Source organism: Thermosynechococcus sp. M98_K2018_005, assembly GCF_015295825.1.
Lineage (GTDB): Bacteria > Cyanobacteriota > Cyanobacteriia > Thermosynechococcales > Thermosynechococcaceae > Thermosynechococcus.
This window is the reverse complement of record NZ_DVEH01000043.1, coordinates 19,593-35,872: the sequence shown is the minus strand read 5'-3', so window position 1 is coordinate 35,872 and position 16,280 is coordinate 19,593. Positions and strand designations below refer to the sequence as shown.

Here is a 16,280-nt window from a genome sequence, read left to right as displayed (position 1 = left end):
TAGGGGACTACTATGGAAACCATCACCTACGTTTTCATCTTTGCCTGCATTATCGCGTTGTTCTTCTTTGCCATCTTCTTCCGTGAGCCTCCTCGGATCACTAAGAAGTAGCCTCTGACCCATCAGCGAATAGGTCTTTAATACTTGCCGATCGCCCCTGCGGTCGGTTTTTTGATTTTTATCTGATGTCCAGGGGGATGATGCCCGCCGATTCCTGAATCTTTCGCTCTCGAAGCCACGGTTTCTGGTACAGTCTTTATGGCATAGTGGGACGGCCAAGCTTGTTGTCTGTCAATCGCTAAGGAGAAACCTCTGAGTACCCGAGTCATTATTGTCCGCCACGGTGAAAGCACGTTTAATGTCCAAGAGCGGGTGCAAGGTCACAGTGATGCCTCTTCGCTCACGGAACGCGGTCGTTGGATGGCAGCCCAAGTGGGTCTCGCCCTGCGGGGCATTCCCATCCGCAAGATTTACACCAGTCCCCTGAAACGGGCAAAGGAAACCGCAGAGGGCATCCATGCTCAGCTCCAAGATCCGCAACTCAAGCCACCCCATTCCCTTGATTTACTCAAAGAGATTGCGCTGCCTGCTTGGGAAGATCTGCCCTTTGCTGAAGTGAAGGCACGGTTTCCAGAGGACTATCGGCGCTGGCAGGAAGCCCCAGAAACCTTGATGATGAAAATCACCACGGAGAGTGGTCAAACCGAGGAGTTTTTCCCGCTATTAGATCTCTACGATCGCGCGGGCATGGTCTTAGAAGCACTGCTGACGGCTCACGAAAATGAAACGATTGTCATTGTCGGTCACAGCGGTATGAACCGTGCCCTGATTTGCACGGGTCTCGGCTTGGGGGTCAAGGGCTATTTGCGGCTCCAGCAGGCCAATGGCGGCATTAGTGTCTTAAATTTCAGCAACGGCTTGCGGCAACCGGCCCAACTGGAGGCTCTTAATCTCACGAGCCATCTCAATGATCCCTTTCCACAGCCCCGCTTCAAGGAGCAAACGCTGCGCATCTTTCTCGTCCGCCACGGTGAAACGGATTGGAATCGCGAGGGACGCTTCCAAGGGCAAATAGATGTGCCCCTCAATGAAAATGGCCGTGCCCAAGCGGCGGCGGTGGCCGAGTTCCTCAAGGAGGTGCCCTTTCACCATGCCTTGAGTAGTCCTCTACTGCGTCCCAAGGATACGGCTTTGGCGATTTTGCAGTACCACCCTAGTGTGCAGCTAGAGCTAGAACCAGCCCTTGCGGAGATTAGCCATGGTGATTGGGAGGGCAAGTTTGAACTGGAGGTGGAGGCAGCCTATCCGGGGGAACTGGAACGCTGGCGGACAACCCCTGCCCTTGTGCAAATGCCCAATGGGGAAAACCTCCAACAGGTGCACGATCGCGTCGTTAAGGCGTGGGAAGAGTGGCTGAAACGCTGGCAAACCAATGCTCCCACCCCCCACAATGTTTTGGTTGTGGCTCACGATGCTACTAATAAGATCTTGCTCTGCCACATTGTTGGCTTGGGCATTGAAAACTTCTGGCTCTTTAAGCAGGGGAATGGCAGCGTTACGGTGATTGACTATCCCCTCAAGGGCGGTCTGCCGCGATTGCAGGCAGTGAATATCACCACCCATTTGGGGGGCGTGCTGGATCGGACGGCGGCAGGAGCCTTGTAGTCCATGGTGTGGCGACTGTTGCAACAGGTGCGGCTGCTAGATCCGGTCAACCGCCAAGATCAACGCGCGGATGTGCTGCTTGCAGAGGATCAACTGGTGGCGATCGCTCCGGCGGAGGTGCCCGCTGATGTAGAAATCATCCCAGCCAGTGATTGGGTTTTGGCACCACCCTTGGTGGATCTCTACAGCCACAGTGGTCAGCCGGGCTATGAAGCGCGAGAAACCCTAGACAGCCTTTTGGCGGCTGCTGCTGCCGGAGGGGTGCAGCATTTAACCCTATTGCCCACCACGGAACCCGTGATTGATGATCCTGCCCTTTGGCAAGCATTACAACGGCAGATACCGCCCACCGCTTGGTCACAGGTACGGGTTTGGGGTGCACTCACCCAAGGATGCAAGGGGACGGCACTGACGGATTTAGCCGAACTGGCGGCCAGTGGCGTGGTTGGCTTTTGTGATGACCGAGGGTTGACCCATTGGCCCTTGGTGCAGCGGGCACTAACCTATCTCCAACCCTTTGGAAAACCCGTTGCCCTTTGGCCCTTTGATCCGGCCTTGGCGGCAAATGGGGTGGCGCGGCAAAGTGGCGTAGCCACTCGTCTGGGATTGGTGGAGCAACTCGTCTGCTGTGAAACCATTCCCCTATTGGCGATTTTGGAATTGGCACGCACCGTCTCAACCCCAATTCACCTCATGCGTCTGTCAACCGCTCGCAGTGTCGAGATTCTCGCTAAGGACAAGCCCGCAGGGGTCAGTGCCAGTGTGTCGTGGCTACATTTGGTCTTTGGGGTTGAGGATTTAGTTAGTTACGATCCAAATCTCCGCCTTGAGCCACCCCTAGGGACGGCCCGCGATCGCCAAGCGCTGATTGAAGGACTCAAAACGGGGGTCATTGAGGCGATCGCCATTGACCACACCCCCTTGCTCTATGAAGAAAAAATGGTTTCCTTTGCCGAGGCACTCCCCGGTGCCATTGGCCTCGAATTAGCCCTACCCGCCCTCTGGCAGGAGCTCGTTGCCAAGGAATACCTGAGTGCCGTTGATCTGTGGCACGCCCTCAGTACGGCACCGGCGCGGATTTTGGGCATTGAGCCACCCCGCCTCGAACTGCACAGTCGCCACTTTGTTCTCTTTGATCCAACCGTGATCTGGACAGTGACGCACCAAAGCCTGCGATCGCGCGCCAGCAATACGCCCTTTTGGCAGCAATCCCTGCGGGGTCAACTGGTGCCCTTTTCGCCTAGCATCAACTCTGGCCGCACCCACTGATCAAACTCCTCAGCCGTGAGGTACCCCAATGCCACCGCTGCTTCCTTCAGGGTTTGACCTTCGCTGTAGGCTTTTTTCGCGACTGCTGCTGCCTTGTCGTAGCCAATGTGGGGGTTCAAGGCCGTCACCAACATCAGCGATCGCTGCAGATGGCGCTGAATTTGCTCCCGATTGGGTTCAATGCCCACAAGGCAAAACTGGGTAAAGGCTTCACCGGCATCACTCAGAAGTTCAATCGAGCGCAGCACATTGTGAATGATCAGGGGCTTAAAAACATTCAGTTCAAAATTTCCTTGGCTGCCGGCTATCCCCACTGCGGCATCATTGCCCATCACCTGCACACACACCATCGTCAGGGCTTCGCATTGGGTGGGGTTGACCTTGCCCGGCATAATCGACGACCCCGGTTCATTGGCAGGTAAGATCAGTTCTCCTAAACCACAACGGGGGCCTGAGGCCAACCAACGAATATCATTGGCCATTTTCATCATTGCTGCGGCCAATGTTTTTAGGGCACCACTGAGCATCACCAAGGGATCATGGGCTGCCAAGGCGGCAAAGGGATTTTCTGCCTTGCAAAAGGGATACCCCGTCATAGCTGCCAATTCCGCTGCCACGCGATCGCCAAAGCCGGGGGGGGCATTGAGACCCGTACCCACTGCTGTACCACCAATGGCGAGGGGATAGAGATGCTGTAATGTGTACTCAATATGGGCTTGACAGGCAGCGATTTGACTGGCATAACCCGAGAATTCTTGACCAAGGGTTAGAGGCACCGCATCCATCAAGTGAGTGCGCCCAATTTTAATAATGTCAGCAAAGGCCGTCACTTTTTCCTGCAATACCGCCAGTAAGTGCCGCAGCATCGGCAGCAGTCGCTCCTGAAGCTCAATCACTGTGGCAACATGCATTGCCGTCGGAAAGGTGTCATTAGAAGACTGGCTACAGTTCACATGGTCATTGGGGTGGATCGGAGTTTTGCTCCCCTTAGTGCCCCCTGCCAGTTCAATGGCACGGTTGGCAATCACCTCATTCACATTCATATTGGTTTGGGTACCGCTGCCCGTCTGCCAAATGGAGAGGGGAAACTGATCATCCCAGCGTCCCTCAATGACTTCAGTGGCAGCTTGAATAATCCATGCCGCCTTATCCGCAGCTAAAACCCCTAAATCGCGGTTGGCGATCGCTGCCGCCTTTTTTAGCCGTGCCATGGCATGGATCACCTCTAGGGGCATCCGCAGGCTACCAATAGGAAAATATTTGAGGGAACGCGCCGTCTGGGCACCCCAATAGCAGTCCGCTGGCACCTCAATGGCACCCAAGGAATCGTATTCTATGCGAGTTGCAGTTGTCATTCAGAGCTATTCACCCAATCGTTACTAGAGAATTATCCCAACTAACTGCCAATCCCTTCCTGGAGTGCGTCTTGAAGGACTGCATCGCTGACACCATGACGCTTGAGGCTTGCAATTAATGCAGACAATGTTGTGTCACTCTGTATTCCTGTTCCCGGCGCGTTGCTCTGCGAGCCGAGATGATCTGAATAATATTAAATAATATCTTCACGCTCAATGAAGACAACGTACAGCAGATTGCAGCGCCGATCTAGGCTAATGATGGCATCACACGCTTCGTCATTGCGACTTGCATCAACAACCACTGGCATTGGAGGGTATCAAAGTTAATCTTTCAATTTTGAGTGCCTTCCTTGGGGGAGGAGCTATTCTAAAACGTATTTGGGAAAAGCAAATGTCCGATTGTGGTTGCCACATTGAAGTAAAAAATGCAGCGGAGCGTAAAACCCTGCGCATCGTACTTCTTGTGAATTTAGCGATGTTTCTTGTGGAGTTGGGTAGCGGCATCCTGGCTCATTCCACAGCGTTGATTGCTGATTCTCTTGATATGCTTGCCGATGCTCTGGTCTATGGCCTCTCCCTCTATGCTGCGGGGCGTTCTCCAAGGCACAAAACCCGTGCGGCAGTTCTGAGTGGTCTTTTTCAGATGACCCTTGCAGTTTTAATTTTGGGGGACGTGATCCGTCGCTTTACAGCAGGTAGTGCGCCAGAGGCTGATTGGATGATGGCGATCGCTTTCCTTGGACTGGTGGCCAATGGCTACTGCCTTTACTTAATTGCCAAACATCGGCAAGGGGAGGTGCACATGCGCGCCAGTTGGATTTTTACCCAAAATGACGTGATTGCTAATGTCAGTGTAATGATTGCCGGCGGACTGGTCGCCCTCTTTCAATCCCCTTATCCCGATTTGATGGTGGGCTTTGGCATTGCCAGCCTCGTTCTTTGGGGAGGGATTCGCATTGTGCGGGATGCACGGCAAGCGGCGATGAACACCCCTGTAGAATAAGTAGGGTTACTTTTTGGGGAAGTCTCCTGTGAGCGCACCAGCGATCGCCATCATTGACTACGATATGGGCAATCTGCATTCCGTTAGTAAAGCCCTTGATGTGGTGGGGGCAACGCCCCTAGTGAGCGATCGCCCCCGTGACATTTTAGCTGCTGATGCTGTAGTACTCCCCGGTGTGGGTGCCTTTGACCCAGCCATGACTCATCTCCACGAGCGGGAACTGGTGCCTGTCATTCAGCAGGTGATTCAGCAGGGGATGCCCTTTTTGGGGATTTGCCTTGGCCTGCAAGTCCTCTTTGAAGGCAGTGAAGAGGGAACAGAACCCGGCCTTGGTATTTTTGCAGGTAAAGTCAAACGCTTTCAGTCTGAACCCGGCCTCACAATCCCCCACATGGGCTGGAACCAACTGACCTTGACCCAATCCGCCTGTCCCCTCTGGCAGGATTTACCGCCAACCCCTTGGGTATATTTTGTCCACTCCTACTTTGTGGCCCCTGATAATCCAGAGCTAGTGGCTGCAACCGTCCGTCATGGTCAGCAAACTGTTACAGCCGCGATCGCCCGCAACAACGTCTTTGCTTGTCAATTTCACCCTGAAAAGTCGGGTAAGGTCGGCTTGCAACTTCTGCGCAACTTTGTTACTTTGGTCACACATCAGTGTAGCTATTCCAATAAAGGATGAAATATTATTCAGTACAATAATCGATACACACCACCGTTTCCTCCCCATGGCTCTCTACCCATTTCTGGAGCTGCCGTTGATACGCATCTATTTTTTTCGGGTGATGCCCCTCTGGTTGAGGGCCTAACTAATGGTGGAAACTTGTATGCCAAATCGCTGGGCACGGTCGATCTTTAGCTCTCTTGAGACTTGAGACAGTTGTAGTATTGATTTAATTAACGCGCCCTGGAGGACTCGAACCCCCGACATCCGGTTTTGGAGACCGACGTTCTACCAACTGAACTAAGGACGCAAGGCTGTTTACAGAGAGCGATCAAACCGTGCTTTGATGCGCGAAGCTTTACCCATAAGGTTGCGCAGGTAGTAGAGTTTAGCACGGCGGACTTTACCCCGCTGGATTACTTTTATACTATCAATTCGTGGCGAATGTAGCAAAAAGACGCGCTCAACGCCCACTCCTTGAAAGACACGGCGCACAGTAATGGTGCGGTTAATGCCCGTGTTGCGCATGGCAATTACATCCCCTTCGTAGGGTTGGACACGCTCTTTACCGCCTTCTTGAATTTTGACTCCGACCCGAACGCGATCGCCCACATGAATCACGGGCAAGTCAGCCTTCATGTGCTCCGCTTCAATCGAGCGAATAATGTCTTGGGCGTTCATGACAGTTCCTTAACTCGCAATCTCTTAGCATACCCTAAGTATTTAGACTTGTCTAGGCCAGTTTTTCATTTCTTCCCTTGCACATCGCCAAGGGTGTATCCCAAGCTCAGCAGCATCCGCCGCAGTAGGGGCAAGCTCAAGCCAATGACATTACTAGGAGTCCCGACAATTTTCTCGACAAAGGCACCACCTTGGCCATCGAGGGCAAAACCACCAGCACAGGCAAGGGGTTCACCAGAAGCGACATAGGTGGCGATTTCGGCATCGCTAATATCGGCAAAAACGACTTGGGTGGACTCCACCTCAACACAGGTGCGCCCCTGTGCCAAATCAATCAAGGCATGGCCTGTCAGCAATTCTCCCGTTTGACCGCGCATTTGTTGCCAGCGGGCGATCGCCACCTCTGGCGAGGCTGGTTTACCATGAATTTCACCGCCAAGAACTAAGACAGAATCACAGCCCAAAATTAAGGCGGGAGCTGAATGACTCTGAGCCACCGTTTCTGCTTTACACCGTGCCAGTAGCCGCACCAGTTCTGTCGGCGTTGTTGCCTGAATCACTGACTCATCAAAGTAACTGGGTTGAATGATTGGATCAATACCAATTTGTTGCAGCAATTGGCGGCGGGCAGGGGACGCCGAGGCAAGGACAAAGGGCACCATAGCGCTGTGTTTGAGGCAACCAGTCTTCATGATCTCATATTGAAATCATTAAAGCTGAATGAGGTGTCCGATTGAGGGCTTATTATTTTAGGTGTTGCATCTGGAGCCAAACCAATGACGAGTGCCGCCTACACCTACACTCCCCCCGGCGGGCTACCCCAAGATGCGCCCTTACCCGATCACTTTTTGCCCTACAAAACACTCCAGTCGCTGCCGGAGATTTGGCCCCTATTGGCACAACGTCATGGGGACGTGGTGGCTCTTGATGCTCCCTACGAAGACCCTCCGACTCGCATTACCTACAGTGAACTCTATCAACGCATTCAACGTTTTGCTGCTGGCCTACAAGCGCTGGGTGTCGCTCCTGGCGATCGCGTGGCCTTATTTGCTGACAATAGTCCCCGCTGGCTGATTGCCGATCAAGGCAGTATGATGGCCGGTGCCATTAATGTGGTGCGCAGTGGTACCGCAGAGGCTCAAGAACTTCTCTACATTTTGCGCGATAGTGGTTCAACCCTGCTGCTGATTGAAAACTTGGCCACCTTGCACAAACTTCAAGAGGGTTTAGCAGAGACACGGGTGCAAACCGTTGTCCTCCTAAGTGCAGAACCCCCAGAACTGGCGCATTTTCCCCTGCGGCTCTTGAACTTTGGTCAAGTCTTTACGGAAGGCCAATATGGCACAGTGCGAGCAGTAGCCATTACCCCCAATGACTTGGCAACTCTGATGTACACCTCTGGTACCACGGGTCAACCCAAGGGCGTGATGGTTACCCATGGGGGGCTGCTGAGTCAAATCGTCAATCTCTGGGCAATTGTGCAACCCCAGGTGGGCGATCGCATCCTTAGTATCTTGCCCATTTGGCATGCCTACGAACGGGTGGTCGAGTACTTTCTCTTTGCCTGTGGCTGTAGCCAAACCTATACTAACCTCCGTCACTTCAAGAACGACTTAAAACGGTGTAAGCCCCACTACATGATTGCCGTACCCCGTATCTGGGAAGGATTTTATGAAGGGGTGCAAAAGCAACTGCGCGATGCCCCGGCCACAAAGCGGCGTCTTGCCCGGTTTTTCCTCAGTGTTGGCCAGCAATATGTCCTGCAACGGCGACTGCTCACTGGTCTCAGTCTGACCAACCCCCATCCCAGCGGTTGGCAAAAATTTGTTGCCCGTCTGCAAACCTTTTTCCTCAAGCCCCTCTACGAACTGGGGGAGAAGCGCGTCTATAGCAAAATTCGTGAAGCCACGGGCGGTGAGATTAAACAGGTGATTAGTGGTGGCGGTGCCCTTGCCCCCCATTTGGACACATTCTATGAAGTCATTAACCTAGAAGTACTGGTGGGCTATGGCCTTACAGAAACGGCTGTGGTCCTGACCGCTCGCCGCTCTTGGGCGAATCTTCGGGGATCCGCTGGTCGTCCTATTCCCGATACCGCGATTAAGATTGTGGATCCAGAAACTAAAGCCCCCGTTGAGTTTGGCCAAAAAGGACTGGTGATGGCCAAAGGGCCACAGGTGATGCGCGGCTACTATAACAAACCGGAGGCCACTGCCAAAGTGCTGGATGCTGAAGGCTGGTTTGACACTGGGGACTTGGGCTACCTCACCCCCAATGGGGATCTGGTGCTGACGGGGCGGCAGAAGGACACGATTGTTCTCAGCAACGGTGAAAATATTGAACCGCAGCCCATTGAGGATGCCTGTGTCCGCAGCGCCTATATTGATCAAATTATGCTGGTGGGACAGGATCAAAAAGCCCTTGGTGCCCTAATTGTGCCCAATTTAGACGCTCTGGAGCAGTGGGTGGTTGCCAAGGGTTACCGACTGGAGTTGCCGAACCGACCGGCAGCGGCGGGCACGGGTGAACTGGTGACGCTAGAGAGCAAAGTGATTATTGATCTCTACCGCCAAGAACTGCTGCGGGAAGTGCAAAATCGCCCTGGCTATAGCCCAAATGATCGCATTGCCACATTTCGCTTTGTCCTCGAACCCTTTACGATAGAGAATGGTCTTTTGACCCAAACCCTAAAAATTCGCCGTCATGTCGTGAGCGATCGCTACCGCGATATGATTAACGCCATGTTTGAGTAATCTCCATGACAGACCCTATGGATACTAAACTGCTCTTGCGGCGCCAAATTATGGTGAAAGCAATCGTCACTCCCGAGTGGAAAGACGATGCCCAAAGGCAGCTTCAGGCACAACTAAATCAAGTGGATAACCAAATTCAACAGTTGGATTTTCAATTGCAGCAAGTGATTGACGAACTGCGCAAAAGTAATGAAGCAGCGGATGTGGTCTCTGCCCGCATTCAAGAGGTTCAAGGGCAAGCCAACAACCAAAAGTCACAACTGTTGCAGCAAAAAAATCTGATTCTTCAACAATTGGATCAGGTGCAACGCCTAGAAATGGGTCAGGAAGTGGATCAAGGTCAAGTGGATAATTTTTTCTATGTCACCAAAGGAGACAACCTGATCCAAAAAATGCAGGTGGAGATTCTCCTGCGCAATGGCGTCATCGAAGAAATTCGCGGCACGCTCTAAGCTTTTACCTTTCATTTTTTGGTGAATTTGACTCCCTCTCGATTGCCAACCAAGGATAGCAGCCTCTATGATTCGTGAACTGTTCATGCCCGCCCTCAGCTCCACCATGACCGAAGGGAAAATTGTCTCTTGGGTGAAATCTCCCGGGGATAAGGTGGCCAAAGGGGAAACCGTGCTGATTGTGGAATCCGACAAGGCCGATATGGATGTGGAGTCCTTCTACGACGGTTATTTGGCGGTGATTACCGTGCCTGCTGGCGAAGTGGCACCCGTCGGTTCCACCATTGGCCTCGTAGCAGAAACAGAAGCAGAAATTGCTGAAGCAGAGGCAAAGGCCAAGTCCCTTGGGGTGGCTACGAGTTCTACGGCAACGGCCTCGACTCCCGCTGCAGCCACGAGTAATGGCTCCGCAACGGCTCCTGTGGCAGTGTCTGCTCCCGCCAGCCCTGTCGCTGCAACTCCTGGGCGAGTGATTGCTTCCCCCCGTGCCCGCAAATTGGCTAAGGAACACAACATTGATTTGCAAACCCTCAAGGGCACTGGCCCCAATGGTCGGATTACCGCCGGCGATGTGGAAGCCTTGATTGCTGCGCCTGCAACCGCCGTCGCACCAGGAGCAACACCCCCTGTCCCCACAGCCGCTACTGCTCCGGTTGGGGCCAAGGAGGATTTGGTGCCCCTGACAACGCTACAAAATGCCGTTGTGCGGAATATGGTGGCCAGCCTTGGCATTCCCGACTTTCATGTGGCCTACACGATTACAACGGATGCCTTGGATCGGCTGTACCAGCAAATCAAATCAAAAGGGGTGACAATGACAGCACTCCTTGCCAAGGCGATCGCCTTGACATTGCAAAAACACCCAATTATGAATGCCTATTACACGGAGCAAGGGATTCAATACCGTCGCGACATTAACATTGCTGTGGCTGTGGCGATGCCGGGGGGGGGTCTGATTACACCGGTGCTGAAGAACGCTGATCAAATTGACATCTACAGCCTCTCGCGCACTTGGAAAGACTTAGTGGAGCGGGCACGCGCCAAGCAACTGCAACCCGATGAGTACAGCACGGGCACCTTTAGCCTCTCAAACCTCGGGATGTTTGGCGTTGACTCCTTTGATGCCATTCTCACGCCCGGTCAAGGGGCTATTATGGCGGTGGGGGCGTCCCGCCCGACGGTGGTTGCCACAGAGGATGGCCTGCTGGGGGTAAAACGGCAGATGAAGGTGAATATCACCTGTGATCACCGCGTGATCTATGGTGCCGATGCTGCTGCTTTCCTTCAGGATTTGGCGAAACTGATTGAAACCAATCCCCAAGCACTGACGCTCTAAACTGTGACTGCCCTGCTGGAAATCAGGGATCTCCATTTTGGCTATGGGTCAACCCCCTCACTACTCCAAGGGATTAATCTCACGGTGCAAAGGGGCGATCGCCTTGGCATCATTGGTGACAATGGTTCGGGCAAAACCACACTCCTGCTTCTCTGTGCTGCTGTTCTCAAGCCACAGCGGGGAACGATCACCTGCTTGGGGCAGTCAGTGGTGGCTGGACAGTTTCAACCAGCAGTGGGGGTTGTGCTGCAACATCCAGCGGATCAGTTAATTGGGGCTACCGTAGCCGAGGATGTCGCCTTTGGTCCTGAAAACTTGGGCTGTCCGACCGCAGAGGTGCGGCAGCGAGTGCATCAAGCCTTGGCCATGACCGGCACTCAGCATTTGGCCGATCGTGTGCCCCATCAACTGTCGGGAGGAGAACAACGCATGGTGGCGATCGCGGGCATTTTAGCCATGCAGCCGCAGTTGATTCTCTATGATGAACCCACGGCCTTTTTGGATCAGCGGAGTTGTGGCACGTTGATCGAGTTTTTGCAGGCGGATACCACCTCCGGCATCATCGTTAGCCATGACCCTGCATTTTTACGCACAGTCTGTACGCAAATTTTGCTCCTAGAGTCAGGACATCTCCGTCCAGTGGCGTTGTAACCTATGCTGCATCGTCGCGTTTGGCTGTTGTTCTTTCTCTTCTGTTGGAGTTTGTGTTGGACGATTTGGCCAGTACAGGCGCAAAACTCAACGCTGATTCGCGGCGTCTGGCTGACAACCAATGATTTACCGATCCTGCGCGATCGCCCTCGGTTGGAAGCAACCCTCAATGATTTACAGCGGCTGAACTTCAACACCCTCTACCCCGTTGTTTGGAACTCTGGCTATGTCAGTTTCCCCAGTGCCACGGCAAGGAATCTGGGAATTCAGCCCTTTGTACTGCGGGGAATCCAAGACTACGACATTCTCGGGGAACTCACACAGCAGGCGCACTGCCGCAATCTGTTGGTCATTCCTTGGTTCGAATTTGGCTTCATGGTGCCAGAAACCTCAGAACTCGCCCTTGGCCATCCGGACTGGCTCACCCAAGGGGTCAATGGTCAAACCACTCGCTTAACGGCGGCCGGGGAAGTGGCGTGGCTCAATCCCTTTCATCCGCAGGTACAAGCCTTTCTCACGAGTATTGTCCTTGAGGTGCTGCGGCAGTATCCAGTGGATGGTGTACAGTTTGATGACCACCTCAGCCTGCCCGTGGAGTTTGGCTACGATCCCTACACCCGTGCCCTCTATCAGCGGGAAACGCAAAAGCCCGTTCCCGATAATCCCCGTGATCCGGACTGGATGCGCTGGCGTGCCGACAAACTCACTGCCTTTGTGCAAACGTTGCGGCAGCAGGTAAAGCAAGAATTTCCCAATGCCATTTTTTCCGTCTCACCGACCACATTGCCCACCGCCTACCAAACATTTCTCCAAGATTGGCCGCAGTGGGTCGCCCTCGGACTCCTTGATGAAGTGATTGTGCAAGTCTATCGCTACAATCTTCCCAGCTTTGTGCAGCAGTTGACTCAGCCGGAGATGCTCCACGCCCAAGCCAAAATTCCCACTGCCGTTGGTGTCCTCACGGGGCTACGTACCAGCCCTGTGCCCATTGAACTGGTGGATGCCAAGGTAGAAGCTGCGCTGCGATCGGGACTGGGGGTGTCCTTTTTCTCCTTTGAGACGCTGTGGGAACGGGCGCCGGAACCCCGCGATCGCCGCCAAAGTACAATCCTCTTTCATTTTCGCCAGCCCCTGCCGAGGCGATTCTTTGGCCAGACTTGCCCGAAGGCTTAACAGTCAAGGGTGGTTTCGCGCTCCCAGGGGGTCACTCGATGACGAAACTCTTCCCATTCTCGGGATTTGAGTTTGAGGTAGGCATCCACACACTCACTGCCGAGGCGCTCGCGAAAGAGGGGATCCCGATCCAGGGCTTCTAAGGCCAACATCAGATTTTGCGGCACTTCCTTGGCAGTTCCCTGCGGCAGCGGGTCGGTGTAGCTATTGTTGTCGTAGCGTGGCCCCGGCTCAAGCTTGTTAACAATGCCATCCAAGCCAGCGGCAATCACGGCTGCCGTGAGCAAGTAGGGGTTCGCGGCGCCATCGGCTAGGCGCAGTTCAAAGCGTCCAGAATCGGGAATCCGAATCGCATGGGTGCGGTTATTGCGGGTGTAGGTCAGGGTGCTGGGAGACCAAGTGGCACCAGAAAGAGTCACAGGGGCACTGAGACGACGATAGGAATTGACGGTTGGAGAGGTAAAGGCACAGAGGGCTTCACCGTGGGCCAAGACACCGGCAATGAAGTGGTAGGCGATAGCCGATAGCCCCAACTCCCCCTGATCATCATGAAAGAGATTCATCTTCCCCTCCAGATCCCAAAGGGAGAGGTGCATGTGGCAGCCATTACCCGTCAGGTGCTCAAAGGGCTTGGGCATAAATGTGGCACGGTAGCCGTGGAGTTCAGCAATACTTTTGACCATGTACTTAAAGAAGGCGTGGCGATCGCTGGTTACCAAGGCATCATCAAAAAGCCAATTCATTTCAAATTGGCCGTTGGCGTCTTCATGGTCATTTTGGTAGGGTTGCCAGCCGAGGGTCTGCATCCCATCGCAAATATCGCGGATCACCTCAAAGCGGCGCATCAGGCTCAGTTGGTCATAGCAGGGCTTCGCCTGAGTATCGGCTGCATCGGAAAGGCTCTGACCGTCCGCACTCAGGAGCATAAACTCACACTCAACACCTGTGCGGGGACGAAAGCCTAAGTCTGTCGCCTGCTGCAGCACCTGTTGTAGCACCCAACGGGGGGTTTGTTTCAGGGGGGTGTTATCCCCTTGGAGTAAATTGGCCGGCATCCATGCCACCTCCGGCTTCCAAGGCAAGGGAAACACGCACTGGCGATCGCCGACTGCAAGGACATCGGCATCGGCGGGGGTCATCTCTAGCCAAGCCGCAAATCCTGCAAACCCCGCTTGTCCTGCGGCCATGCGATCCACCACCGCTGCGGGAACCAGTTTCGCGCGTTGTACGCCCAATAAATCAGTAAATGAGATCAGAAAATAGGTAATGCCGTGGGCGTCAGCGTAGGCAGCAAGGGACTCCGACATAAACACACGATCACCCAAAAGGATTGGTCACAGTATAAGCGGATCCCTTATGAAGTCAAGGGGGGAGGCCTTCTAGAGCTTACTGCCGCACTCCGGACAGAAGCGATGGCTAGAGATAGTTTTTGCCCCACAGTTGGCGCAGTAGATCAATTCGGCAGCCTTTTCGAGCACCTTGCGTTCCGGCAGCCCCAGCATTTGCGAGTTGGCCTTGCCGGGGGCAACCATCGGGTAGCAATTTTCATCGCGGGTAACATGGGCATCCAGTAGCACTGGGCCATCGTAGGCCAAGACTTCTTGGACAATCGCATCCAAATCGTGGCGATCGCTCACCCGCAACCCCTTAACCCCGTAGGCCTCCGCCAATTTCACAAAATCGGGCATCCCCTTGGCCATATTGGAATGGGAATAACGCGCCTCGTAAAAGGCCTGCTGCCACTGGCGCACCATTCCCTGCCAAAAATTGTTAATAATGACCGTCTTGACAGCAATACCATACTGAGCCAATGTGGCCAACTCTTGGGAATTCATTTGAAAACTGGCATCGCCACTAATACAGATCACCTGTTGATCGGGTAGTGCCACCTTCACCCCCATTGCTGCGGGCATGCCAAAGCCCATCGTGCCCAAGCCGGCACTGGAAATCCAACGCCGAGGGCCATTTTTCAGGAATTGCGCCGCCCACATCTGGTGCTGACCCACATCAGTCGTGTAGTAGGCATCAGGTGCATGGCGACCAAAGGCAACAATCACCTCTTGGGGCGAGAGTTCACCACTGGGCTGCGGCACGACGAGGGGATAGTCCTCTTTCCAGACCTTGATGCGCTCGAGCCACGCTTGGGTGGCGGGTTCAACGGCTTCACCACTGTCTTCAATGTGCTTGAGGAGTTGCTGGAGCACTGGTTTAACGCTGCCAACAATCGGCACATCAGGCACGCGGTTTTTGCCCACTTCGGCAGGATCAATGTCAATGTGAATCACCTTAGCGCGGGAGGCAAATTCATCCAGCTTACCAGTCACGCGATCGTCAAACCGCGCCCCCACGGCAATCAATAGATCACATTCACTGACGGCAAAGTTGGCATAGGCGGTGCCATGCATCCCCAACATACCCACAGAGAGGGGATGGGACTCAGGAAACGCCCCCTTACCCATGAGCGTTGTTGTCACAGGAATCTGGAATAGCTCGGCTAACCTAAGCACCTCCTCGTGAGCACCCGCTGTAATCGCACCGCCCCCCACATAGAGCAAGGGTCGCTTGGCCGCACGAATCAATTGAACCGCTTGGGCAATTTGACGGGCATTGCCGCGAATCGTGGGACGATAGCCCCGCAGCTTGACCTGCCCCGGCTCGATCGGTTCATACTCACAGACTTCTAGGCCGACATCCTTGGGAATATCCACGAGCACAGGTCCTGGCCGGCCAGTGGTGGCAATGTAAATGGCCTCCGCAACAATCCGTGCCATATCCTTGGCTTCGCGCACCACATAGGAGTGCTTGACAATCGGCAGCGTAATGCCAAAGATATCGGTTTCCTGAAAGGCATCGGTACCAATGGCGGAGCGGGGCACCTGACCTGTGATCACCAGCAGTGGAATTGAATCCATGTGGGCTGTGGCAATGCCTGTAACTAAGTTCGTCGCCCCCGGCCCTGAAGTACCAAAACACACCCCCACTTGACCTGTGGCACGAGCGTAGCCGTCAGCGGCATGGGCTGCCCCCTGTTCGTGGCGCACCAGAATGTGCTGAATGATTCCCTTTGACTCAGCACGGTACAGTTCATCGTAAATCGGTAAAATTGCTCCACCAGGATAGCCAAAAATATGCTTAACGCCGTGACGGCATAGGGTATCAATAAGAATGTATGCTCCAGTTGCTTGCACAGGCCAACCTCGTCAGGCAGTGGTGGTAAATGTTTCTAAATTCTAGTTTTTCAATTAGGGTCTCGGCAAGAGCGCAAAGGCTTGAAA

General features: G+C 53.9%; 15 protein-coding genes, 1 tRNA gene and 1 pseudogene. 10 read left to right on the top strand and 7 right to left on the bottom strand.

Features of this window, described 5'->3' with window-relative positions:
• Positions 1-12 precede the first annotated feature (12 nt).
• The 3 genes from IGQ15_RS05825 (at position 13) to IGQ15_RS05815 (ending at position 2,934) form a co-directional block, all read left to right on the top strand.
• A complete protein-coding gene (locus IGQ15_RS05825) occupies positions 13-111 on the top strand; it encodes a photosystem II reaction center protein T (RefSeq protein ID WP_011057371.1) in 99 nt (32 codons plus the stop codon).
• A 201-nt stretch (positions 112-312) separates the two neighbouring features.
• A complete protein-coding gene (locus IGQ15_RS05820) occupies positions 313-1,665 on the top strand; it encodes a histidine phosphatase family protein (protein ID WP_363315799.1) in 1,353 nt (450 codons plus the stop codon).
• A 3-nt stretch (positions 1,666-1,668) separates the two neighbouring features.
• Positions 1,669-2,934 (top strand): dihydroorotase, encoded by a 1,266-nt coding sequence (locus IGQ15_RS05815; RefSeq protein ID WP_297049622.1) that lies wholly within the window; start codon positions 1,669-1,671, stop codon positions 2,932-2,934.
• On the opposite strand, the gene fumC is transcribed toward IGQ15_RS05815, so the two are convergent.
• Both fumC and IGQ15_RS12040 read right to left on the bottom strand, forming a co-directional pair.
• Entirely contained in the window at positions 2,886-4,289 is a 1,404-nt protein-coding gene (gene fumC / locus IGQ15_RS05810; RefSeq protein WP_297049619.1) for a class II fumarate hydratase, read from the bottom strand. The two genes, IGQ15_RS05815 and fumC, sit on opposite strands and share 49 nt — an antisense overlap.
• 115 nt (positions 4,290-4,404) lie before the next feature.
• Positions 4,405-4,594: pseudogene (locus IGQ15_RS12040) on the bottom strand (hypothetical protein); the annotation flags it as partial.
• Positions 4,595-4,683: 89 nt separating this feature from the next.
• On the opposite strand from IGQ15_RS12040, the gene IGQ15_RS05805 reads away from it, so the two are divergent.
• Both IGQ15_RS05805 and hisH read left to right on the top strand, forming a co-directional pair.
• Complete coding sequence (locus IGQ15_RS05805) at positions 4,684-5,295, top strand: cation diffusion facilitator family transporter (protein ID WP_297049616.1); 612 nt, start codon at positions 4,684-4,686, stop codon at positions 5,293-5,295.
• Positions 5,296-5,323: 28 nt separating this feature from the next.
• A complete protein-coding gene (gene hisH / locus IGQ15_RS05800) occupies positions 5,324-5,977 on the top strand; it encodes an imidazole glycerol phosphate synthase subunit HisH (RefSeq protein WP_297049613.1) in 654 nt (217 codons plus the stop codon).
• Positions 5,978-6,196: 219 nt separating this feature from the next.
• On the opposite strand, the gene IGQ15_RS05795 is transcribed toward hisH, so the two are convergent.
• From IGQ15_RS05795 to IGQ15_RS05785, 3 genes are all read right to left on the bottom strand, one after another.
• Positions 6,197-6,269 (bottom strand) — tRNA-Trp (locus IGQ15_RS05795).
• A gap of 8 nt (positions 6,270-6,277) precedes the next feature.
• A complete protein-coding gene (gene rplS / locus IGQ15_RS05790; protein WP_297049610.1) occupies positions 6,278-6,640 on the bottom strand; it encodes a 50S ribosomal protein L19 in 363 nt (120 codons plus the stop codon).
• A gap of 65 nt (positions 6,641-6,705) precedes the next feature.
• Complete coding sequence (locus IGQ15_RS05785; protein WP_297049673.1) at positions 6,706-7,302, bottom strand: nucleoside triphosphate pyrophosphatase; 597 nt, start codon at positions 7,300-7,302, stop codon at positions 6,706-6,708.
• A 114-nt stretch (positions 7,303-7,416) separates the two neighbouring features.
• Between IGQ15_RS05785 and IGQ15_RS05780 the strand changes: the two genes are divergently transcribed.
• The 5 genes from IGQ15_RS05780 (at position 7,417) to IGQ15_RS05760 (ending at position 13,005) form a co-directional block, all read left to right on the top strand.
• Positions 7,417-9,393 carry an AMP-binding protein gene (locus tag IGQ15_RS05780; protein ID WP_297049607.1) on the top strand — a complete coding sequence of 659 codons (1,977 nt, stop codon included), beginning with the start codon at positions 7,417-7,419 and terminating at the stop codon, positions 9,391-9,393.
• Between the two features lie 17 nt (positions 9,394-9,410).
• Positions 9,411-9,845 (top strand): YlqD family protein, encoded by a 435-nt coding sequence (locus tag IGQ15_RS05775; protein WP_297049604.1) that lies wholly within the window; start codon positions 9,411-9,413, stop codon positions 9,843-9,845.
• Positions 9,846-9,912: 67 nt separating this feature from the next.
• Complete coding sequence (locus tag IGQ15_RS05770) at positions 9,913-11,181, top strand: dihydrolipoamide acetyltransferase family protein (protein ID WP_297049600.1); 1,269 nt, start codon at positions 9,913-9,915, stop codon at positions 11,179-11,181.
• Between the two features lie 3 nt (positions 11,182-11,184).
• Positions 11,185-11,832 (top strand): ABC transporter ATP-binding protein, encoded by a 648-nt coding sequence (locus IGQ15_RS05765; protein WP_297049596.1) that lies wholly within the window; start codon positions 11,185-11,187, stop codon positions 11,830-11,832.
• 3 nt (positions 11,833-11,835) lie between these two features.
• Positions 11,836-13,005 carry a family 10 glycosylhydrolase gene (locus tag IGQ15_RS05760; protein ID WP_297049593.1) on the top strand — a complete coding sequence of 390 codons (1,170 nt, stop codon included), beginning with the start codon at positions 11,836-11,838 and terminating at the stop codon, positions 13,003-13,005.
• On the opposite strand, the gene glnT is transcribed toward IGQ15_RS05760, so the two are convergent.
• Positions 13,002-14,312, bottom strand: a complete 1,311-nt coding sequence (gene glnT / locus IGQ15_RS05755; RefSeq protein ID WP_297049590.1) for a type III glutamate--ammonia ligase — start codon at positions 14,310-14,312, stop codon at positions 13,002-13,004. The two genes, IGQ15_RS05760 and glnT, sit on opposite strands and share 4 nt — an antisense overlap.
• A 72-nt stretch (positions 14,313-14,384) precedes the next feature.
• On the bottom strand, positions 14,385-16,193 hold the full coding sequence (ilvB, locus tag IGQ15_RS05750; protein WP_297049587.1) for a biosynthetic-type acetolactate synthase large subunit: 1,809 nt from the start codon (positions 16,191-16,193) through the stop codon (positions 14,385-14,387).
• Between the last annotated feature and the right edge of the window lie 87 nt (positions 16,194-16,280).

What these genes read in the sequence shown, in the direction of transcription:
- IGQ15_RS05825 (WP_011057371.1), top strand. Translation starts at nt 13, where the DNA reads ATGGAAACCATCACCTACGTTTTCATCTTTGCCTGCATTATCGCGTTG.
- IGQ15_RS05815 (WP_297049622.1), top strand. Translation starts at nt 1,669, where the DNA reads ATGGTGTGGCGACTGTTGCAACAGGTGCGGCTGCTAGATCCGGTCAAC.
- fumC (WP_297049619.1), bottom strand. Translation starts at nt 4,289, where the DNA reads ATGACAACTGCAACTCGCATAGAATACGATTCCTTGGGTGCCATTGAG.
- IGQ15_RS05805 (WP_297049616.1), top strand. Translation starts at nt 4,684, where the DNA reads ATGTCCGATTGTGGTTGCCACATTGAAGTAAAAAATGCAGCGGAGCGT.
- rplS (WP_297049610.1), bottom strand. Translation starts at nt 6,640, where the DNA reads ATGAACGCCCAAGACATTATTCGCTCGATTGAAGCGGAGCACATGAAG.
- IGQ15_RS05785 (WP_297049673.1), bottom strand. Translation starts at nt 7,302, where the DNA reads ATGGTGCCCTTTGTCCTTGCCTCGGCGTCCCCTGCCCGCCGCCAATTG.
- IGQ15_RS05780 (WP_297049607.1), top strand. Translation starts at nt 7,417, where the DNA reads ATGACGAGTGCCGCCTACACCTACACTCCCCCCGGCGGGCTACCCCAA.
- IGQ15_RS05775 (WP_297049604.1), top strand. Translation starts at nt 9,411, where the DNA reads ATGGATACTAAACTGCTCTTGCGGCGCCAAATTATGGTGAAAGCAATC.
- IGQ15_RS05770 (WP_297049600.1), top strand. Translation starts at nt 9,913, where the DNA reads ATGATTCGTGAACTGTTCATGCCCGCCCTCAGCTCCACCATGACCGAA.
- IGQ15_RS05760 (WP_297049593.1), top strand. Translation starts at nt 11,836, where the DNA reads ATGCTGCATCGTCGCGTTTGGCTGTTGTTCTTTCTCTTCTGTTGGAGT.
- glnT (WP_297049590.1), bottom strand. Translation starts at nt 14,312, where the DNA reads ATGTCGGAGTCCCTTGCTGCCTACGCTGACGCCCACGGCATTACCTAT.